Source organism: Paracidovorax avenae ATCC 19860, assembly GCF_000176855.2.
Classification (GTDB): Bacteria; Pseudomonadota; Gammaproteobacteria; order Burkholderiales; family Burkholderiaceae_C; genus Paracidovorax; species Paracidovorax avenae.
The window spans coordinates 2388013-2402843 of sequence record NC_015138.1; the positions used below are offsets into that span (position 1 = coordinate 2388013).

Below are 14831 nucleotides of genomic sequence, written 5' to 3' on the forward strand. Positions count from 1 at the left end.
GCGCGCTTGTCAGCCTCAGGCCGAGGTGGGCACGGCCGCCTGCTGCGGGTAGTGGATCGGCTGCCCCGGGTCGCGGTGCCAGTCATATTCGGCCGCCAGTGCCGCAGCTTCGGCCACGGCGCGGCCTGCCAGCCGGGACACGAGATGCCATGCCATGTCGGTGCCGGCGGAAACCCCTGCCGAAGTGACGCGCTTGCCCGCATCCACCCAGCGAGAGGTGTTGTCCCAGAGCACGTTCGGGCCGAACCCCGCCACCCAGCCGAAGGCCTGGTGGTTGGTGGCCGCTGGCATCCCGTCGAGCAGCCCGGCCTTCGCCAGCAGGGCCGCGCCGGTGCAGACCGACGCGATCACCGGCACACGCCCGTCCGCGGATCGCAGCCAGTCGAGCAGCGCGGCCAGGCCTGCCGCGTCCGGTCCTTCCAGCAGGCTGTTCACTCCCCGTCCGCCCGGCACCATCAGGAGGTCCAGCGGCTCCTGCAGCGCCTGATCGCGGAACAGGTCCGGGACCACGCGGGGGCCGTTGAAGCTGCGCACGGGGGCCGGCGCGGCGTCTCCCGCTGCGGGACTGCATTCATTCGAGATCAGGGCGATCTGGAACGGGCAGGGACCCGGGGGCTGGGTGTAGGACGTCCCGATGAACCGGGCGATGGAGAAGGCTTCGACGAAGCCCCAGACATCGAGGGGTTCGAAGTCCGGGAAGACGAGGATGCCGATGCGTTGCGTGCGGGGGAATGAGGGGGTATGGGCCATGGTGCGTGTCCTCGTTGTGCGGGGTGGCGGGCGGCGCCAGGGGAAGCGCCCAGGCCCCTGGGGCCGGCGGGCGCGTCCCGGAGCTGCTTCAGTGATGGTGGCCGGAGACTGTGCCTCCCGCGCCGTCGGGCAGGGCCACGCGCACGAGCTGCATCATTCCCTGGTCTTCATGGTCCAGGATGTGGCAGTGGAGCACGTAGTCGCCGATGTAGCGCTGGTAGCGCGTGCGCACGATCAACGTGTACTTGCCGTCCAGGTTCTGGTCGTTCTTGCTGTTCTTGACCCAGAGCGTGTCTTTCCACACCCCCTTGAGTCCTGGGTACTGCGGGTCGGCCGTCTGGTCGGACGGGTCGATGTCCGTGGCTCCGGGCAGCGAGACGTCCCTGCCGTCCGGATCCAGGATACGCACCACCTGGAACGGGTTCACGTGGATGTGGAACGGGTGGCTCGCCAGGTCCGACTGCAGGGTCCATTCGTCAACGCCTCCCAGGGTCAGGACGCGGTCGACGCGGCCGGGTTCGAAGGGCCTGCCGTTCACCTGGAACTGGATCGGCTTCTGGCCCAGGTCGATGTTGAAGGCGAGCACCTGCGTGCCGGTGACCTCTCCCTCCTCGATGGTGGGGTGCGGCACGAACCGGGTCAGCTTCAGCCCATCGCGCAGGTCTGCCGCCACCTGCGGTCCGACATCCGCGGGCATGTTGGCGGCGGCGGCCGCTGCCAGTTCCTCGGCCAGGTAGCTGGAGATATCGGCGGGGGCTGGGCCTCCGGGCGCCACGCCCCTCACGGTGGCGAGCAGCTGGCGCGACGGCGCGCGCTGGCCCACGTTGGCGGAAGCGGGCGCGGCGGCATTGATCACGCAATAGTCGCCCGGCTCGGGAAACACCATGAGCGTGTCCCACCGGTAGCCCGGCTGGTAGATCGTCTGGTTCGACCGCATCGCCGCGGCGGTGGTCAGGCCGTCCGCCGCGACCAGGTGCTGGGGCAGGGGCGCACCCGTGCAGTTGCGGGCGATGTATGCGTCCTGCTGCGCGGGATCCAGGCCCTCGGCGGCGGGCGCGCCGCTGCGCATCTTGCGGAACTGCAGGTTGATGGTGTCGCGCACGCCGCCGTGGATCGCCCGCCACCGCTCGATCTGCCCGGCGCGGACGTTCCTGAACGTGGGCAACACCTCTCCGTTGATGCTCGTGTACCGACCGGACTTCGCCCAGGTGCCCGGGCCGAACTGGCCCACGTCGCCGGGGCCGGCGGGCGCATAGTGCTCGATGCCTCCCGTATCGCCCGGGTCGCACCGGTAGCTGCCGTCCGGGTTGAGCTTGATGTGGTTGTCCTTGTCGCGGCAGGCGTACTGGATCTGCTGGAAGACCAGTACGCGTTCCTGGAACGCCTGCCGCGGCGTCGGGCGCAGCAGCGTGTCCAGATCCCCGTTTTTCTCCGGCGTGGGAGGGCGGTTGCCGCGGATCACGAGCGCGCCGGCCATGCCGCTGGCCACCTGCAGCGCCGTCGATCCATGGCGGTGGGTGTGGTACCAGTAGGTGCCCGCGGGGTGGTCGGACGGTATGTTGTATTCGTACTCGAAGCTCACGCCGGGATTGACCGAGATGAGCACGTTGTCGCCATTGCCGGCCGGGTTCACCCACAACCCGTGGGTGTGCAGGTTGGTGCCGTTGAAGCAATGCGGGGTATTGGCGCCCTGGGGCGCCTGGATGCAGCCGGGGTCGGGCGGAAGCCGGTTGTTGAGCCGCATGCGGATGGTGTCCCCGGGCCGCACTTCCAGCATGGGCGACACGAAGGGGGCGCCAGGGCGGACATGCGCGCCCTGGTAGCTGCGCAGCCTCACCTTGTCATTGCGCCGGGTTGCCGGGTTCCAGAGGGTGCCGTCGGTGTAGACGACATTCAGGTCCAGCGACACCTCGTGCGATGGCGACAGGGTGGCGTCATTCAGGACGTTGGAGAACTGCTCGAGCCGCAGGGCCCGGGTGCGCCCTCCGGCCTGCCCTGCAGCCCGCTCCTGCACCAGGACGGGCTGCGGGACCCCGCGCCGGAGCTCGAGCAGCGGCGGGTTGCGGACTTCCCGGTCGGCGTCCGCCTGGGCGTGGGCCGGCCTGGGGGCTGTGCCGGCCGTGATGGCGGCGATGGCGAGCGGCAATGCCGCCCAGGTGCTGCGAAGCACGGGTTCCATGGTTTCCTCCCTCGGTAATGTCGATGCTGCGCGCGGGCCTTCTGGGAGTCCCTGTCGCGCCGCATCCAGTATGGATGGGCCGAGCCCCTGCGGTCAACCGTCCGGTCAGCGCTGCCGCGGCACCCGCCCCATCAGGTAGAACTCCGGATTCGGCTGCATGCCCGCGAAGCTGGCCATGCGGTTGGAGAGCCCGAAGAACGCCGTGATGGCGGCGATGTCCCAGATGTCCTCGTCGTCGAAGCCATGCGCGTGCAGCGCGGTGAAATCCTCATCGCCGATCGCCTGCGACTCCTGGCAGACCTTCATCGCGAAGTCGAGCATCGCGCGCTGGCGCGGGGTGATGTCGGCCTTGCGGTGGTTCACGGCCACCTGGTCGGCCACGAAGGGCTTCTTCTCGTAGATGCGCAGCAGCGCGCCGTGCGCCACCACGCAGTACAGGCACTGGTTGGCGGCGCTGGTCGCGGTGACGATCATCTCGCGGTCGCCCTTGGTGAGCGAGCCTTCCTCCTTGAGCATCAGCGCGTCGTGGTAGGCGAAGAAGGCGCGCCACTCGGCGGGCCGGCGCGCGAACGCCAGGAACACGTTCGGGATGAAGCCGGCCTTGTCCTGCACGTCGAGGATGCGGGCCTGGATGTCCTCGGGCAGCGTGTTCAGTTCGGGAAGGGGGTAGCGGCTCACGGTGGTCGTCTCCTTATATGTCTCAGTTGGTTCAAACTTCAGTCGTCAAGGCAGGCCGGCCGGCCTTGGCCACTGAACGGGTTGACTCACCGCCGCGCAGCCTGTGTCTCCTGCGAGCGCGAGCTCGAATGACAGCCCAGGGCGCACGGTGGTGGTCCCTTTGTTCTGCCGCATCCCGAATGGTTGACCGAACACATTTCGTATTCGTAAGGCTGGGAGTTGGAGAACCGCTATGAGTGAACTCGTCTACGTGGGCATCGATATCGCCAAGAACAGCTTCGAAGTGGCTGTCACGGGCGAACTGCAGACGCTCAATCTGGCCAACGACGAAGCCGGCCATGCCCAGCTGTGCCAATGGCTCGCACCGCTGGCGCCCAGGCTCATCCTGATGGAGGCCACCGGCGGCTATGAGCAAGACCTCGCGCTGGCCTTGGCGGGCGCGGGCTTGCGCGTGTCGGTGGTCAACCCTCGCCAGGCACGCGACTTCGCGCGCTGCGTGGGCAAGCTGGCCAAGACCGACCGCATCGACGCGCAAGCTCTGCGCAGCTTTGCCTCGATGCTCGATGCGCAAGGCCACCAGCCTCGTGCCCTGGCCGACGACGAGCGCCGCGAGCTCACGGCCCTGGTGGTGCGCCGCAGGCAACTGGTGACCATGCTGGTGTCCGAGCGCCAGCGCCTGGGCGTGGCCCACCGCAAGGCCAAGCCCAGCATCCTGGCGATCATGGATGCCATCGCGGCGCAATTGCACGATGTCGATGACGAGCTCAAGGCGCATGTCCAGACTCACCACGCCGACCTGGCCAAACTGCTGACCTCGGTCAAGGGCGTGGGGCCGACGACCGCCTGCACGTTGCTGGCGCAACTTCCCGAACTCGGCCAGCTCAATCGCAAGCAGATCACGGCCCTGGTCGGTCTGGCGCCCATGAACCGAGACTCGGGCACGCTCAGGGGCCAGCGCCACATCTTCGGTGGCCGCGCCGACGTGCGGCGCGTGCTCTACGTCGCAGCCTTGGTCGGCACGCGCTTCAACCCCGTCCTCAAGGCGTTCTACGCCAAGCTGCTGGCCGCGGGCAAAGCCAAGAAGGTCGCCCTCGTGGCCTGCATGCACAAGCTGTTGGTCATCCTGAACGCGATCGCTCGCACCAGGTCGCCCTGGCGCGATGACTTTGCTGAGCGTCTTTGAGCTAGTCATTCAAGATGGTTGCTGTCGTCGTTCGAATCGGGTAGTGAGCGAAAACGGTATCACGGATGCCAGTGGCTGGCGCGCACGCCGGTGGCGCCGGGCGCCGCCGCGCTGCCGGCCAGCGCGTACGACAGCTGGTTGGCCGCCGCGACCACGGTCTGCGCGAGCGCCTCGAGCTTTTCCGGCTGCAGGCGCGATGCGGGCCCCGAGATGCACACCGAGCCCAGCAGCCGCCAGTGCATGCTGAACACCGGCGCGGAGACCGTGGCCACGCCCTGTTCGCGCTCGCCGATGGACCAGTGGTATCCGCGCTGGCGGATGCGTTCGTACTCCGTGCCCGGCGCGCCCGAGAAGGCCAGGATCACGCGGCCCGGCGAGCCCCTGTCCAGCGGCAGGCCCTCGCCCATGCGGGCATGGTGCCGCAGGGCCTGGGGGCCCTCCACGCGCACGAGGCAGGTGCGGACCTCTCCCTCGCGCACATAGAAAGCCGCGCTCTCTCCGGTGGACTGGGTGAGCGCGCGCAGCGCCGGCTCGAGCACGTTCTGCACGTCGAACCCGGCCTGGTAGCGCGCCCCCAGCCAGCCCGCGGCGGGCCCGAGCCGCCAGTCGCCGTCCTCGCGCTGCACCAGGTAGCCGGAGTGCGCCAGGGTGCGGGCGAGCCGCAGCACCGTGGTCTTGTGAAGCGCGCACCGCCGGCTCAGCTCGGCCAGCGACAGCTGCGATTCGCCCAGGGCGAATGCCGCGAGCACCTGCAATGCGCGCGTGACGGCAATGACGCCGCCATCGCTGGCGGTGGCGGGCGCGGGACCAGGAGGAACCTCTGCGGAGATGGGCCGGGATGGTGTGCGGGAGGGGTTGCTCATGGCAGTACGCGTTGCGTTGTGCGAAACGGCATTGTATGCAGCGAAACGTTTTTCTAAAGTCGCATCACGCCGGGTTTCCAACGCCACGGCGCCGGGCCGACAAACACAACGGAGACAACCGACATGCCTTTCCTTCCGGCTTCCCGCCTTGCCGTGCCGCGCCGCGGCGTTCTGCTGCTGGCCCTGGCCGCCACCGCCGCCCTGAGCGCTGGCGTCGTGCATGCCCAGGCCGCCTATCCGAACAAGCCCATCCGCCTCATCGTGCCGTTCCCTCCGGGCGGCGGCACGGACATGATCGCGCGCACCGTGGCGCAGAAGCTCACCGACCAGCACAAGTGGAACGTGGTGGTGGACAACCGGCCAGGCGCCGGGGGCAACCTGGGTGTGGACGCTGCGGCCAAGGCGGCGCCCGACGGCTACACGCTCGTCATGGGCCAGACCAGCAACCTGGCCATCAACCCCTCGCTCTACGCCAAGCTGCCCTACGACCCGCTCAAGGACCTGGTGCCCGTGGCGCTGGTGTCTTCCGCGCCGATCGTGATGGCCGCACCTGCCGGTTCGCCCTACAAGACCTTCGCCGACGTGGTGGCCGCCGCCAAGGCCAAACCCGACGGCATCACGCTGGGTTACTCCGGCAACGGCACCGTGGCCCACCTGGCCGGCGAACTGGCCGAGAACGCCGCCGGCATCAAGCTCCGCCACGTGCCCTACAAGGGCGCCTCGCAGGCCATGACGGACCTCGTGGGCGGGCAGATCGACCTGTACATGTCGGCCGTGCCCACGCTGCTCGGCCAGGTGCGCAACGGCAAGCTGCGGGCCATCGCCATCACCTCGCTCAAGCGCTCGGCCCAGTTGCCGGACACGCCCACCCTGGCCGAGTCCGGCTACAAGGACTTCGAGGCGGCGTCGTGGTATGGCGTGCTGGCACCCGCGGGCACCCCCGTGCCGATCGTGCAGACGCTCAACAAGGCCATCAACCAGGCGCTGGCCCAGCCGGACGTGGCCGAAAAGCTCAAATCCGAAGGCGGCGACGTGCTGGGCGGCACGCCGGAGAAGTTCAGCGCGCTGCTCAAGGCCGAAGTGCCCCGCTGGGCGAAGATCGTCAAGGATTCCGGCGCGAGCCTGGACTGATTGCGTCCGCCGCAATCCGACGCCGACGCATGACGCTCGCCATGGCCCGCGACGACCGCACCGCCACGCCCGTGCGCTTCTCTGCTGGTACCACCGCGCCGCGCACGGCGCTTCCGGCCGGTGCGTGCGATTGCCACGTCCACCTCTATGACAGCCGCTTCCCGGCCGAGCCCGCCGCCCGTCTGAGGCCCCCGGACGCGGGCGTGGATGACCTGCGCGCGCTGCAGCGGCGCATCGGCAGCACGCGCGCCGTGCTGGTCACGCCCTCCACCTATGGCACCGACAACCGCTGCATGCTGGAAGGATTGGCCGCGCTGGGCGCCGATGCCCGGGGCGTGGCGGTGATCGGCGGCCACGAGAGTGATGCCGAACTGCTGCGCCTGCACGAGGCCGGTGTGCGCGGCGTGCGGCTCAACCTGTCGCTGGGCGTGTCGGGCACGGTGGATGCACTGCTTCCGCTGGCACGGCGCATCGCGCCGCTCGGCTGGCATCTGCAACTGCTGATGGCGCCGGATTTGCTGGCGCAGCAGGCCGGCGTGCTGCGCCAGTTGCCAGCGCCGCTGGTGTTCGACCACTTCGGGCGCATTCCACCCGCGCTCGCCGGCCGCCACCCCGCCCATCCGCTGCTGCTGGAATTGCTGCAGGAAGGGCGCGCCTGGATGAAGCTCTCCGGCGGCTACATCGTGAGCGAGCGTCACGCGGTGGACGACCCGGCGCTGGATGCGCTGGCCGCCGGCTACCTGCGCGCGGCGCCGGAACGCGTGGTCTGGGGCAGCGACTGGCCCCATGCCACCGCCACGGCCGGCGTGCAGCCGCTGCCGGACGACGCGGGGCAGGTCGACCGCCTGGCCGAATGGGCGGAGCTGACCGGAGATGCCGGCACGCTGCGGCGCGTGCTGGTGGACAACCCGGCGGCGCTCTACGGCTTTCCGGCCGTTCAGACCGCGCGCTGAATTCCCTTCAAAACAAGCACAAAGAGACAAGCCATGACCGATACCCTCCGTCCACCGACATCTCCCCTCGGCGACGCCGGCATCGGCCGCCGCGGCCTGATCGCCTCCGCGGGGACGCTGCTGCTGGGCTCTCTGGGCCCGGTGCCCGCGTACGCGCAATCCGACTGGCCCGCCGACAAGATCATCACCTGGGTCGTGCCGTACCCCCCGGGCGGCAGCACCGACGTGCTGGGCCGCACCGTGGCCCAGCGCCTGGGCACGGCTCTGGGCACCAACGTGATCGTGGACAACCGCGCGGGCGCCACAGGCACCATCGGCGCCGCCTTCGTGGCCAAGGCCGCCCCCGATGGATATACGCTGCTCGGCACCTCGATCGGCCCGCAGGCCATCGCGCCGCACCTCCTGGGCAAGCTGCCATACGACCCCATCGCAGCGTTCGAGCCCGTGGTGATCATCGGCACCATCCCGCACATCCTGGTGGTGGGCGCGGACCAGCCCTTCAAGACCGTGGCCGATCTCGTGGCCGCAGCCAGGGCCCAGCCCGGCCAGTTGGCCTACGCCTCCGGCGGCAACGGCACCATCCTGCAGATGCAGGGTGAACTGCTGCAGCAGCAGACGGGCGCGCGCTTCATTCACGTGCCGTACAAGGGCGACACGCCCGCCCTGCAGGACACGCTGGCGGGCCAGGTGCAGTTCATGTTCGCGCCCGTGGCCGCTGCGCTGCCGCACGTGCAGGCCGGCAAGCTGCGTGCACTGGCCGTCACCTCGGCGCAGCGGCTCAAGGCGCTACCCGCCGTGCCCACCATGGGCGAGGTCGGCATGAAGGATTTCGTGGTCGAACAGTGGCAGGCCGTTTTCGCGCCTGCCAAGACGCCCGCCGCCTTGGTGCAGCGCCTGAACCAGGAAATCAACAAGGCCCTCAAGGACCCGGCCGTCGTGGCCCTGGCCGACAAGCTGGGCGTGACGCTGGTCGGCGGCACGCCGAAGCAGCTGGGCGACCTTCAGAAGGCCGACTCCGCCAAGTGGGCGAAGGTCATCCAGGACGGAAACATCAAAGCGGAATAACGGGTGCGGTCCACCTCCTTTTTCTCAACCCAACGAACATCACCATGAGCCAACTTCCTGAAGTCATCCGCGACATCGAGCGCGTGAACGCCGACGTCGTCGCCAGGGCCGCGACCTTCCAGGCCGCCATCCTGGCCGACGTGGCCGGCCGCCGCGGCACCATGCACGCCCGCGTCTCGCCCGTGCACCAGCACATGAAGGTGGCGGGCCCGGCCTTCACCGTCGAGGTGCGCCCCGGCGACAACCTCATGATCCACGCGGCCATCGCGCTGGCCCAGCCCGGCGACGTGCTCGTGATCGACGGCAAGGGCGACCAGACCGCCGCGCTGATGGGCACGCTGATGCTCAGCGCCTGCAAGAAGCGCGGCCTCGCCGGCGTGATCGTGGACGGCGCGATCCGCGACAAGCTGGAGATCCTGGAACTGGACTTCCCCGTGTTCAGCGCGGGCTTCAACCCCGCCGGGCCCACCAAGTACGTGCCCGGCCGCATCAACCATCCCATCTCCGCCGGCGGCGCCGTGGTGAACCCGGGTGACCTGGTGGTGGGCGATGCCGACGGCGTGGTCGTGATCGAACGCGCCAAGGCTCCCGCCATGATGGCCCTGGCCGACAAGAAAGTGGCCGACGAGGCCGCCCGCATCGAGGCGATCGCCCGTGGCGACACGGCATCGAAGTGGCTGCCTGCCGCGTTGCGCGCCGCTGGCGTGCTGAAGGAAGGGGAGTCGCTGTGAGCGCCGGCACCATCATCGTCACGGGGGCCGACCTGGCGCAGCAGGCGCTCGATCTGCTGAAGAATTTCGAGGTCGTGTACGCCGGCAAGACGCCGACGGAAGACGACATGGTCGCCCTGGCCGGGCAACATGACCCCGTGGCCATCATCGTGCGCTACGGCAAGGTGGGCCCGGCCGTGATGGACGCGGCACCTTCGCTCAAGGTGATCTCCAAGCATGGCAGCGGCACCGATACCATCGACAAGGTGGCGGCGAAAGCGCGCGGCATCGAGGTGGTGGCCGCCGTGGGTGCCAACGCCGCCGCGGTGGCCGAGCAGGCACTGGCGCTGCTGCTGGCCTGCGCCAAGTCCGTGGTGGAACTGGATGCCCGCATGCATGCCGGCCACTGGGACAAGGCCACGCACAAGAGCCTGGAGCTGGGCGGCCGCACGGTGGGCCTGGTGGGCCTGGGCGCCATCGGCCTGCGCTTCGCGAAGATGGCCGATGCGCTCGGCATGCGCGTGATCGGCTTCGACCCGTTCGCGAAGAATCTGCCGGACTACGTGCAGAGCGTGCCGCTCGAAACCCTCTGGCGCGAGTCGGATGCGGTGTCGCTGCATTGCCCGCTGACGGAAGAGAACCGCGGCATGCTGAACGCCAGCACGCTGGCGCAGTGCAAGCGCGGCGTGATCGTGGTGAACACCGCGCGTGGCGGCCTGATCGACGAGGTGGCGCTGCTGGAGGCCGTGCGGTCCCGCCAGGTGATGGCAGCGGGGCTGGACAGCTTCGCCGTCGAGCCCATGGCGCCCGGCCATCCATTCCAGGGCGAACCGCGCTTCATCCTGAGCCCGCACATCGGCGGCGTGACAAGCGACGCCTACGTGAACATGGGCGTGGGTGCGGCCCGCAACCTGCTGGCCGTGCTGGAGCGCGCTGCCGCGGCGGCCTGACCGGAAGGCAGGGCACGGCTGCGTGGCCGTGCCCTGCGCCAGCGACCATTCACCACACGAGGCTGCGCGCGACGCGGCCCATGACAGGAGACATGCGCATGCATTCCATTTCTGCAGGCACCGGGCGAACCACGCTTGTTCGCTTCACCGCTTTCGTTCCGAAGGCCCTGGCCGCCACGCTTTTCGCCACCTCGGCCGCCTGCCTCGCGCAGGCTGGTGCCTATCCCGCCAAGCCCGTCAAGCTGGTCGTGGGCTTCGCGGCAGGCGGCCCCACCGACGTGGTGGCGCGCGCCTTCGCCGACCATGCCAGCCGCGCGCTGGGCCAGCCGTTCATCATCGACAACAAGCCCGGCGCCAACACCATCCTGGCCGCGCAGGCCGTGGCCAGCGCACCGGCGGACGGCTACACGCTGCTGTTCGGCGCCACCAACCACACGATGATCCCGGGGCTCTACAGCGGACGGGTGAAGTTCGACGCGGTGAAGTCCTTCAAGCCGCTGTGCACCGTGGCGACCAGCCCCACGGTACTGGTGGTGGGGCAGGGCCTGCCCGTGAAGACGCTGGCCGACTACATGGCCCGCGCCCGCCAGGAGCCGGGCCGCCTCACGGCGGGCACTGCAGGCGTGGGCAGCTCCGGGCATTTCGCCACCGAAATGTTCGCGCGCGCCAACGGGCTGAAGTTGAACCACGTGCCCTACAAGGGCGCTGCGCCCGTGGTCACCGACATGATGGGCGGCCAGCTCGACAGCTCCTTCGCCACGCTGGGCTCGGTGCTGCCGCAGATCCGGAGCGGCAAGCTGGCGGCCCTGGCCGTGGCGTCGCCCCGGCGGTCATCGCTGCTGCCCAATGTGCCCACGTTCGCCGAAGCCGGCGGCGGCAACTACTCCGCCGATGCGTGGTACGGCGTGCTGGCGCCCGCCGGCCTGCCCGAACCCATCGCGCACCAGCTGGAGAAGGTGGCGCGCGAGTTCGCGGGCAGCGCCGCCGCGGCCGAGAAGCTGCGCGGCCTGGGGCTCGACGCCGACTCCACCTGCGGCACGGCTTTCGCCGCGCAGGTCGAACGCGAAGTTGCCACCTACACGCAGATCGCCAGGGATCTGGACCTGAAAGCCGAATGAGCGCAGCCCACAGACAACACCATCGCTAGGAGACGCCATGCACCGTTTCATCAAGCCCTTCGCCGCCGCCGTCGCCCTCGCTGCGGGCCTGGCCCATGCCGCATTCCCGGAACGGCCTGTCACCATCGTCGTGCCCTATGCCCCGGGCGGCGCAGCCGATGCCGTGGCACGCGTGATCGCCACGCGCATGGGCGCCAAATTGGGCACCAGCGTGATCGTGGACAACAAGGCCGGCGCGAGCGGCACCATCGGCGCGAGCTTCGTCGCCAAGGCGCCGGCCGACGGCTACACCATGCTGTACGACGCCACGCCGTACTCCATCAACCCGCACCTGTTCCCCAGGATGCCGTATGCCAGCACTGCGCTGCAGCCGCTGTCGCTGGTACTGCTGGCACCCAACGTGCTCATCGTGAAGGCCGATTCGCCCCTCAAGACCGTGAACGACCTGATCGCCCGGGCGAAGGCGCAGCCGGGCAAGCTCAACTTCGCCTCGGGCGGCAGCGGCACGGTGCAGCGCCTGGCGGCGGAACTGTTCCGCCAGCAATTGGGCCTGGACATGGTGCATGTGCCCTACAAGAGCGGCGGCCCGGCGATCGCGGACGTGATGGGAGGGCAGGTGGATTTCATGTTCGGTACCGTCGCAGCCACCTATCCGCTGATAACGGGAGGCAAGCTGCGCGCGCTGGCCGTGTCCGCGCCCGAACGCTCCAGGCGCCTGCCCGACGTGCCCACCGTGGCCGAAGCCGCCATCCCCGGCTACGAAGCCTACGAATGGAACGGTGTGTTCCTGCCCGCCGGCACGCCCGCGCCGATCGCTGCGCAACTGCAGCAGGCGCTGGCCGAGGTGCTCAAGGAAGACGAGGTACGCCAGCGACTGACCGACCTGGGCGCCCAGCCCATCGGCTCCACGCCGGCCGAGTTCGCCACCTTCCTGAAGAAGGAAGATGCGAAGTGGGGCGAGGTGGTGCGCAAGGGCAACATCAAACTCGACTAGATCTGGAGCAACCCCCTGAGGCGCGTTGCGCCTTCCCCCTTCTCTCGCCTCGCTGCGCGATGCGGGAAGGGGGACGACGCCAGCGCGGCGGGGCGGCCCTTGCGCGGCGTCTGCTGGCCTGGGCTGCGCCTGTGCAGGGGCCGCGCCCAGGGCTCGCCCGCGGCGGACCGACGCTGAAACACGATGAACCTGCCCGAACTTTCTGAACCCGTGCCCCATTCGGCGGGGGTGAAACGGCCATCGCACGTGCTGCCCGCGCTGGCCTGCGACAGCCACATGCACATCTTCGACCGGCGCTTCGCGCCGTCGCCGCACTGGCCGCGCACGCCGCCCGATGCGCCGGTGGCTGCCTACCGTCAACTGCAGCAGCGACTGGGCACGTCGCGCGCGGTGGTGGTCACGCCGTCCACCTACGGCACCGACAACGCCTGCACGCTCGACGCACTGGACCAGCTGGGCGATGGCGCGCGGGGCGTGGCCGTGGTCGGGCAGGGAGTTTCCGATGCCGACCTGGCCCGCCTGGCTGCGCGCCGGGTGCGGGGGCTGCGCGTCAATTTCGTCTCCCCGCAGTCCTGGGGCGAGACCACGCCCGGCATGCTGGCCGGCCTGGCGCGGCAGGTGGCCTGCCATCCCCACTGCGTGGGCTGGCACATCCAGGTGTTCGCGCAGCCGGAGCAGATCGTCGCGATGGAGCCCCTCCTGCAGTCCTTGCCCGTGCCGCTGGTCATCGATCACCTGGGGCGCATCGATCCGGCAGAAGGCACCGCGGCCCCGGCATACACCGTACTGCGCCGGCTGCTGGACGCCGGCAATACCTGGGTCAAACTGTCGGGCGCCTACATGCGCTCCGCGGTGCACGGCCCGGGGTACGGCGATACGCTCCCCCTGGGCCGCGCATTCGTGCAGGCCGCACCGCAGCGGCTGGTGTGGGGCAGCGACTGGCCGCACACCACCGAAGCGCCCGGTAGCGTGGACGATGCGGCGCTGGTGGACCTGCTGCGGGCCTGGACCGGCTCGGACGCCGCCATGGATGCCATCCTGGTGGACAACCCCGCGCGGCTCTACGGCTTCGGCGTTCAGGCCTGAGCGCTGCGCGCCTTCAGGCCGATCAACCCCGACAACGACAATTTCCAGGAAAAGCGAACCGTTCCATGTTCCTGCTGCAAGCCCCCCAGATCCGTGACCTGGAAACCTTCACGGCCATGCCCGCATCCCTGCGCCGCCCCGAGCGCAGCGACTGGGCCGACGCCAATCGCGGCGGCACCGTCACCGACTCGTTCCTCGAAGGTCCGGTGTTCGACGACGCGGGCCACCTGTATGTGAGCGACATCCCCTGGGGCCGCATCTTCCGCATCGACCCGCAGGGCGCCTGGAGCCTCGTGGCCGAATACGACGGCGAGCCCAACGGCATGAAGTTCCTCGATGCCGGCACGCTGCTCATCACCGACTACAAGAACGGACTGATGCGCCTCGACGTCGCCACCGGCCGTGTGTCGCCGTACCTGCAGCGCCGCAACAGCGAGCGCTTCAAGGGCGTGAACGACCTGGTCTTCGATGCGGAAGGCAATCTCTACTTCACCGACCAGGGGCAGAGCGGGCTGCATGATCCTTCCGGGCGCCTCTACCGCCTGCGCACCAACGGCCAGCTCGATCTGCTGCTGCACAACGTGCCCAGTCCCAACGGCGTTGCGCTCTCGCCCGACGGCCGCGTGCTGTACCTGGCGGTCACGCGCGGCAACTGCGTCTGGCGCGTTCCGCTGCTGCCCGACGGCAGCGTGGCCAAGGTGAGCCAGTTCTTCACGTCCTACGGCCCCAGCGGCCCGGATGGCCTCGCCGTGGACAGGCAGGGTCGGGTGCTCGTCGCGAACCCGGGCCTGGGCGTGGTGTGGATACTCAACGGGCGTGCCGAACCCGAATGGGTGCTGCGCGGCATTCCCGGCAGCTCCACCACCAACCTTGCCTTCGGCGGCGAGGACCGGCGCACGCTCTACGTGACGGATTCCACGCACGGCCGCATCCTGCGCACCACCATGGAGTCGCCCGGCTTGCCGCTGCACCGGGCGATCGCCGGACCGCGCTGAACGGTGGGCCGGCGCGGACGACGCGGCGATTGCAGCTGAGGAGCCGCTATCGGCGCGCCCATGGAAAGAGGGCCGCAGCGACGGCCAAGAACTGGAATGGGACTGGGGTGGTTTTAAAAAGCTATCAAAACCATGAAATCAATTGATTTTTGCTTTTGATGCTTTCCCCATAGGAT

At 69.4% G+C, this 14831-nt stretch carries 14 protein-coding genes; 10 read left to right on the forward strand and 4 right to left on the reverse strand.

What is annotated here, in order from left to right; all coding sequences use genetic code 11:
• Positions 1 to 15: 15 nt before the first annotated feature.
• From ACAV_RS10565 to ACAV_RS10575, 3 genes are all read right to left on the reverse strand, one after another.
• Positions 16 to 750, reverse strand: coding sequence for a DJ-1/PfpI family protein (locus ACAV_RS10565; RefSeq protein ID WP_013594564.1), 735 nt, complete (start codon positions 748 to 750; stop codon positions 16 to 18).
• Positions 751 to 838: 88 nt separating this feature from the next.
• Positions 839 to 2929 (reverse strand): multicopper oxidase family protein, encoded by a 2091-nt coding sequence (locus ACAV_RS10570; protein WP_013594565.1) that lies wholly within the window; start codon positions 2927 to 2929, stop codon positions 839 to 841.
• A gap of 105 nt (positions 2930 to 3034) precedes the next feature.
• Positions 3035 to 3607 (reverse strand): peroxidase-related enzyme, encoded by a 573-nt coding sequence (locus tag ACAV_RS10575; RefSeq protein ID WP_013594566.1) that lies wholly within the window; start codon positions 3605 to 3607, stop codon positions 3035 to 3037.
• A 232-nt stretch (positions 3608 to 3839) separates the two neighbouring features.
• Between ACAV_RS10575 and ACAV_RS10580 the strand changes: the two genes are divergently transcribed.
• On the forward strand, positions 3840 to 4790 hold the full coding sequence (locus tag ACAV_RS10580; protein ID WP_013594567.1) for an IS110 family transposase: 951 nt from the start codon (positions 3840 to 3842) through the stop codon (positions 4788 to 4790).
• Positions 4791 to 4849: 59 nt separating this feature from the next.
• On the opposite strand, the gene ACAV_RS10585 is transcribed toward ACAV_RS10580, so the two are convergent.
• On the reverse strand, positions 4850 to 5653 hold the full coding sequence (locus ACAV_RS10585) for an IclR family transcriptional regulator (RefSeq protein ID WP_013594568.1): 804 nt from the start codon (positions 5651 to 5653) through the stop codon (positions 4850 to 4852).
• A gap of 123 nt (positions 5654 to 5776) precedes the next feature.
• Between ACAV_RS10585 and ACAV_RS10590 the strand changes: the two genes are divergently transcribed.
• From ACAV_RS10590 to ACAV_RS10630, 9 genes are all read left to right on the forward strand, one after another.
• Entirely contained in the window at positions 5777 to 6784 is a 1008-nt protein-coding gene (locus tag ACAV_RS10590; RefSeq protein ID WP_013594569.1) for a Bug family tripartite tricarboxylate transporter substrate binding protein, read from the forward strand.
• A 29-nt stretch (positions 6785 to 6813) separates the two neighbouring features.
• Positions 6814 to 7737, forward strand: a complete 924-nt coding sequence (locus ACAV_RS10595; RefSeq protein WP_013594570.1) for an amidohydrolase family protein — start codon at positions 6814 to 6816, stop codon at positions 7735 to 7737.
• A gap of 33 nt (positions 7738 to 7770) precedes the next feature.
• Positions 7771 to 8802 carry a Bug family tripartite tricarboxylate transporter substrate binding protein gene (locus tag ACAV_RS10600; RefSeq protein WP_013594571.1) on the forward strand — a complete coding sequence of 344 codons (1032 nt, stop codon included), beginning with the start codon at positions 7771 to 7773 and terminating at the stop codon, positions 8800 to 8802.
• Between the two features lie 44 nt (positions 8803 to 8846).
• Entirely contained in the window at positions 8847 to 9533 is a 687-nt protein-coding gene (locus ACAV_RS10605; protein WP_013594572.1) for an RraA family protein, read from the forward strand.
• A complete protein-coding gene (locus ACAV_RS10610) occupies positions 9530 to 10462 on the forward strand; it encodes an NAD(P)-dependent oxidoreductase (RefSeq protein ID WP_013594573.1) in 933 nt (310 codons plus the stop codon). The genes ACAV_RS10605 and ACAV_RS10610 overlap by 4 nt, the downstream gene beginning before the upstream one ends.
• 98 nt (positions 10463 to 10560) lie before the next feature.
• Entirely contained in the window at positions 10561 to 11580 is a 1020-nt protein-coding gene (locus ACAV_RS10615; RefSeq protein ID WP_013594574.1) for a Bug family tripartite tricarboxylate transporter substrate binding protein, read from the forward strand.
• A gap of 37 nt (positions 11581 to 11617) precedes the next feature.
• A complete protein-coding gene (locus ACAV_RS10620; RefSeq protein ID WP_013594575.1) occupies positions 11618 to 12574 on the forward strand; it encodes a Bug family tripartite tricarboxylate transporter substrate binding protein in 957 nt (318 codons plus the stop codon).
• Between the two features lie 183 nt (positions 12575 to 12757).
• Positions 12758 to 13660 (forward strand): amidohydrolase family protein, encoded by a 903-nt coding sequence (locus tag ACAV_RS10625; RefSeq protein ID WP_013594576.1) that lies wholly within the window; start codon positions 12758 to 12760, stop codon positions 13658 to 13660.
• 65 nt (positions 13661 to 13725) lie between these two features.
• Positions 13726 to 14655 carry an SMP-30/gluconolactonase/LRE family protein gene (locus tag ACAV_RS10630; RefSeq protein WP_013594577.1) on the forward strand — a complete coding sequence of 310 codons (930 nt, stop codon included), beginning with the start codon at positions 13726 to 13728 and terminating at the stop codon, positions 14653 to 14655.
• Positions 14656 to 14831 lie beyond the last annotated feature (176 nt).

Excerpts from the sequence above, each read along its gene's own strand:
- ACAV_RS10565 (WP_013594564.1), bottom strand. The coding sequence starts at position 750 with ATGGCCCATACCCCCTCATTCCCCCGCACGCAACGCATCGGCATCCTC.
- ACAV_RS10570 (WP_013594565.1), bottom strand. The coding sequence starts at position 2,929 with ATGGAACCCGTGCTTCGCAGCACCTGGGCGGCATTGCCGCTCGCCATC.
- ACAV_RS10580 (WP_013594567.1), top strand. The coding sequence starts at position 3,840 with ATGAGTGAACTCGTCTACGTGGGCATCGATATCGCCAAGAACAGCTTC.
- ACAV_RS10585 (WP_013594568.1), bottom strand. The coding sequence starts at position 5,653 with ATGAGCAACCCCTCCCGCACACCATCCCGGCCCATCTCCGCAGAGGTT.
- ACAV_RS10590 (WP_013594569.1), top strand. The coding sequence starts at position 5,777 with ATGCCTTTCCTTCCGGCTTCCCGCCTTGCCGTGCCGCGCCGCGGCGTT.
- ACAV_RS10595 (WP_013594570.1), top strand. The coding sequence starts at position 6,814 with ATGACGCTCGCCATGGCCCGCGACGACCGCACCGCCACGCCCGTGCGC.
- ACAV_RS10600 (WP_013594571.1), top strand. The coding sequence starts at position 7,771 with ATGACCGATACCCTCCGTCCACCGACATCTCCCCTCGGCGACGCCGGC.
- ACAV_RS10605 (WP_013594572.1), top strand. The coding sequence starts at position 8,847 with ATGAGCCAACTTCCTGAAGTCATCCGCGACATCGAGCGCGTGAACGCC.
- ACAV_RS10615 (WP_013594574.1), top strand. The coding sequence starts at position 10,561 with ATGCATTCCATTTCTGCAGGCACCGGGCGAACCACGCTTGTTCGCTTC.
- ACAV_RS10620 (WP_013594575.1), top strand. The coding sequence starts at position 11,618 with ATGCACCGTTTCATCAAGCCCTTCGCCGCCGCCGTCGCCCTCGCTGCG.
- ACAV_RS10625 (WP_013594576.1), top strand. The coding sequence starts at position 12,758 with ATGAACCTGCCCGAACTTTCTGAACCCGTGCCCCATTCGGCGGGGGTG.
- ACAV_RS10630 (WP_013594577.1), top strand. The coding sequence starts at position 13,726 with ATGTTCCTGCTGCAAGCCCCCCAGATCCGTGACCTGGAAACCTTCACG.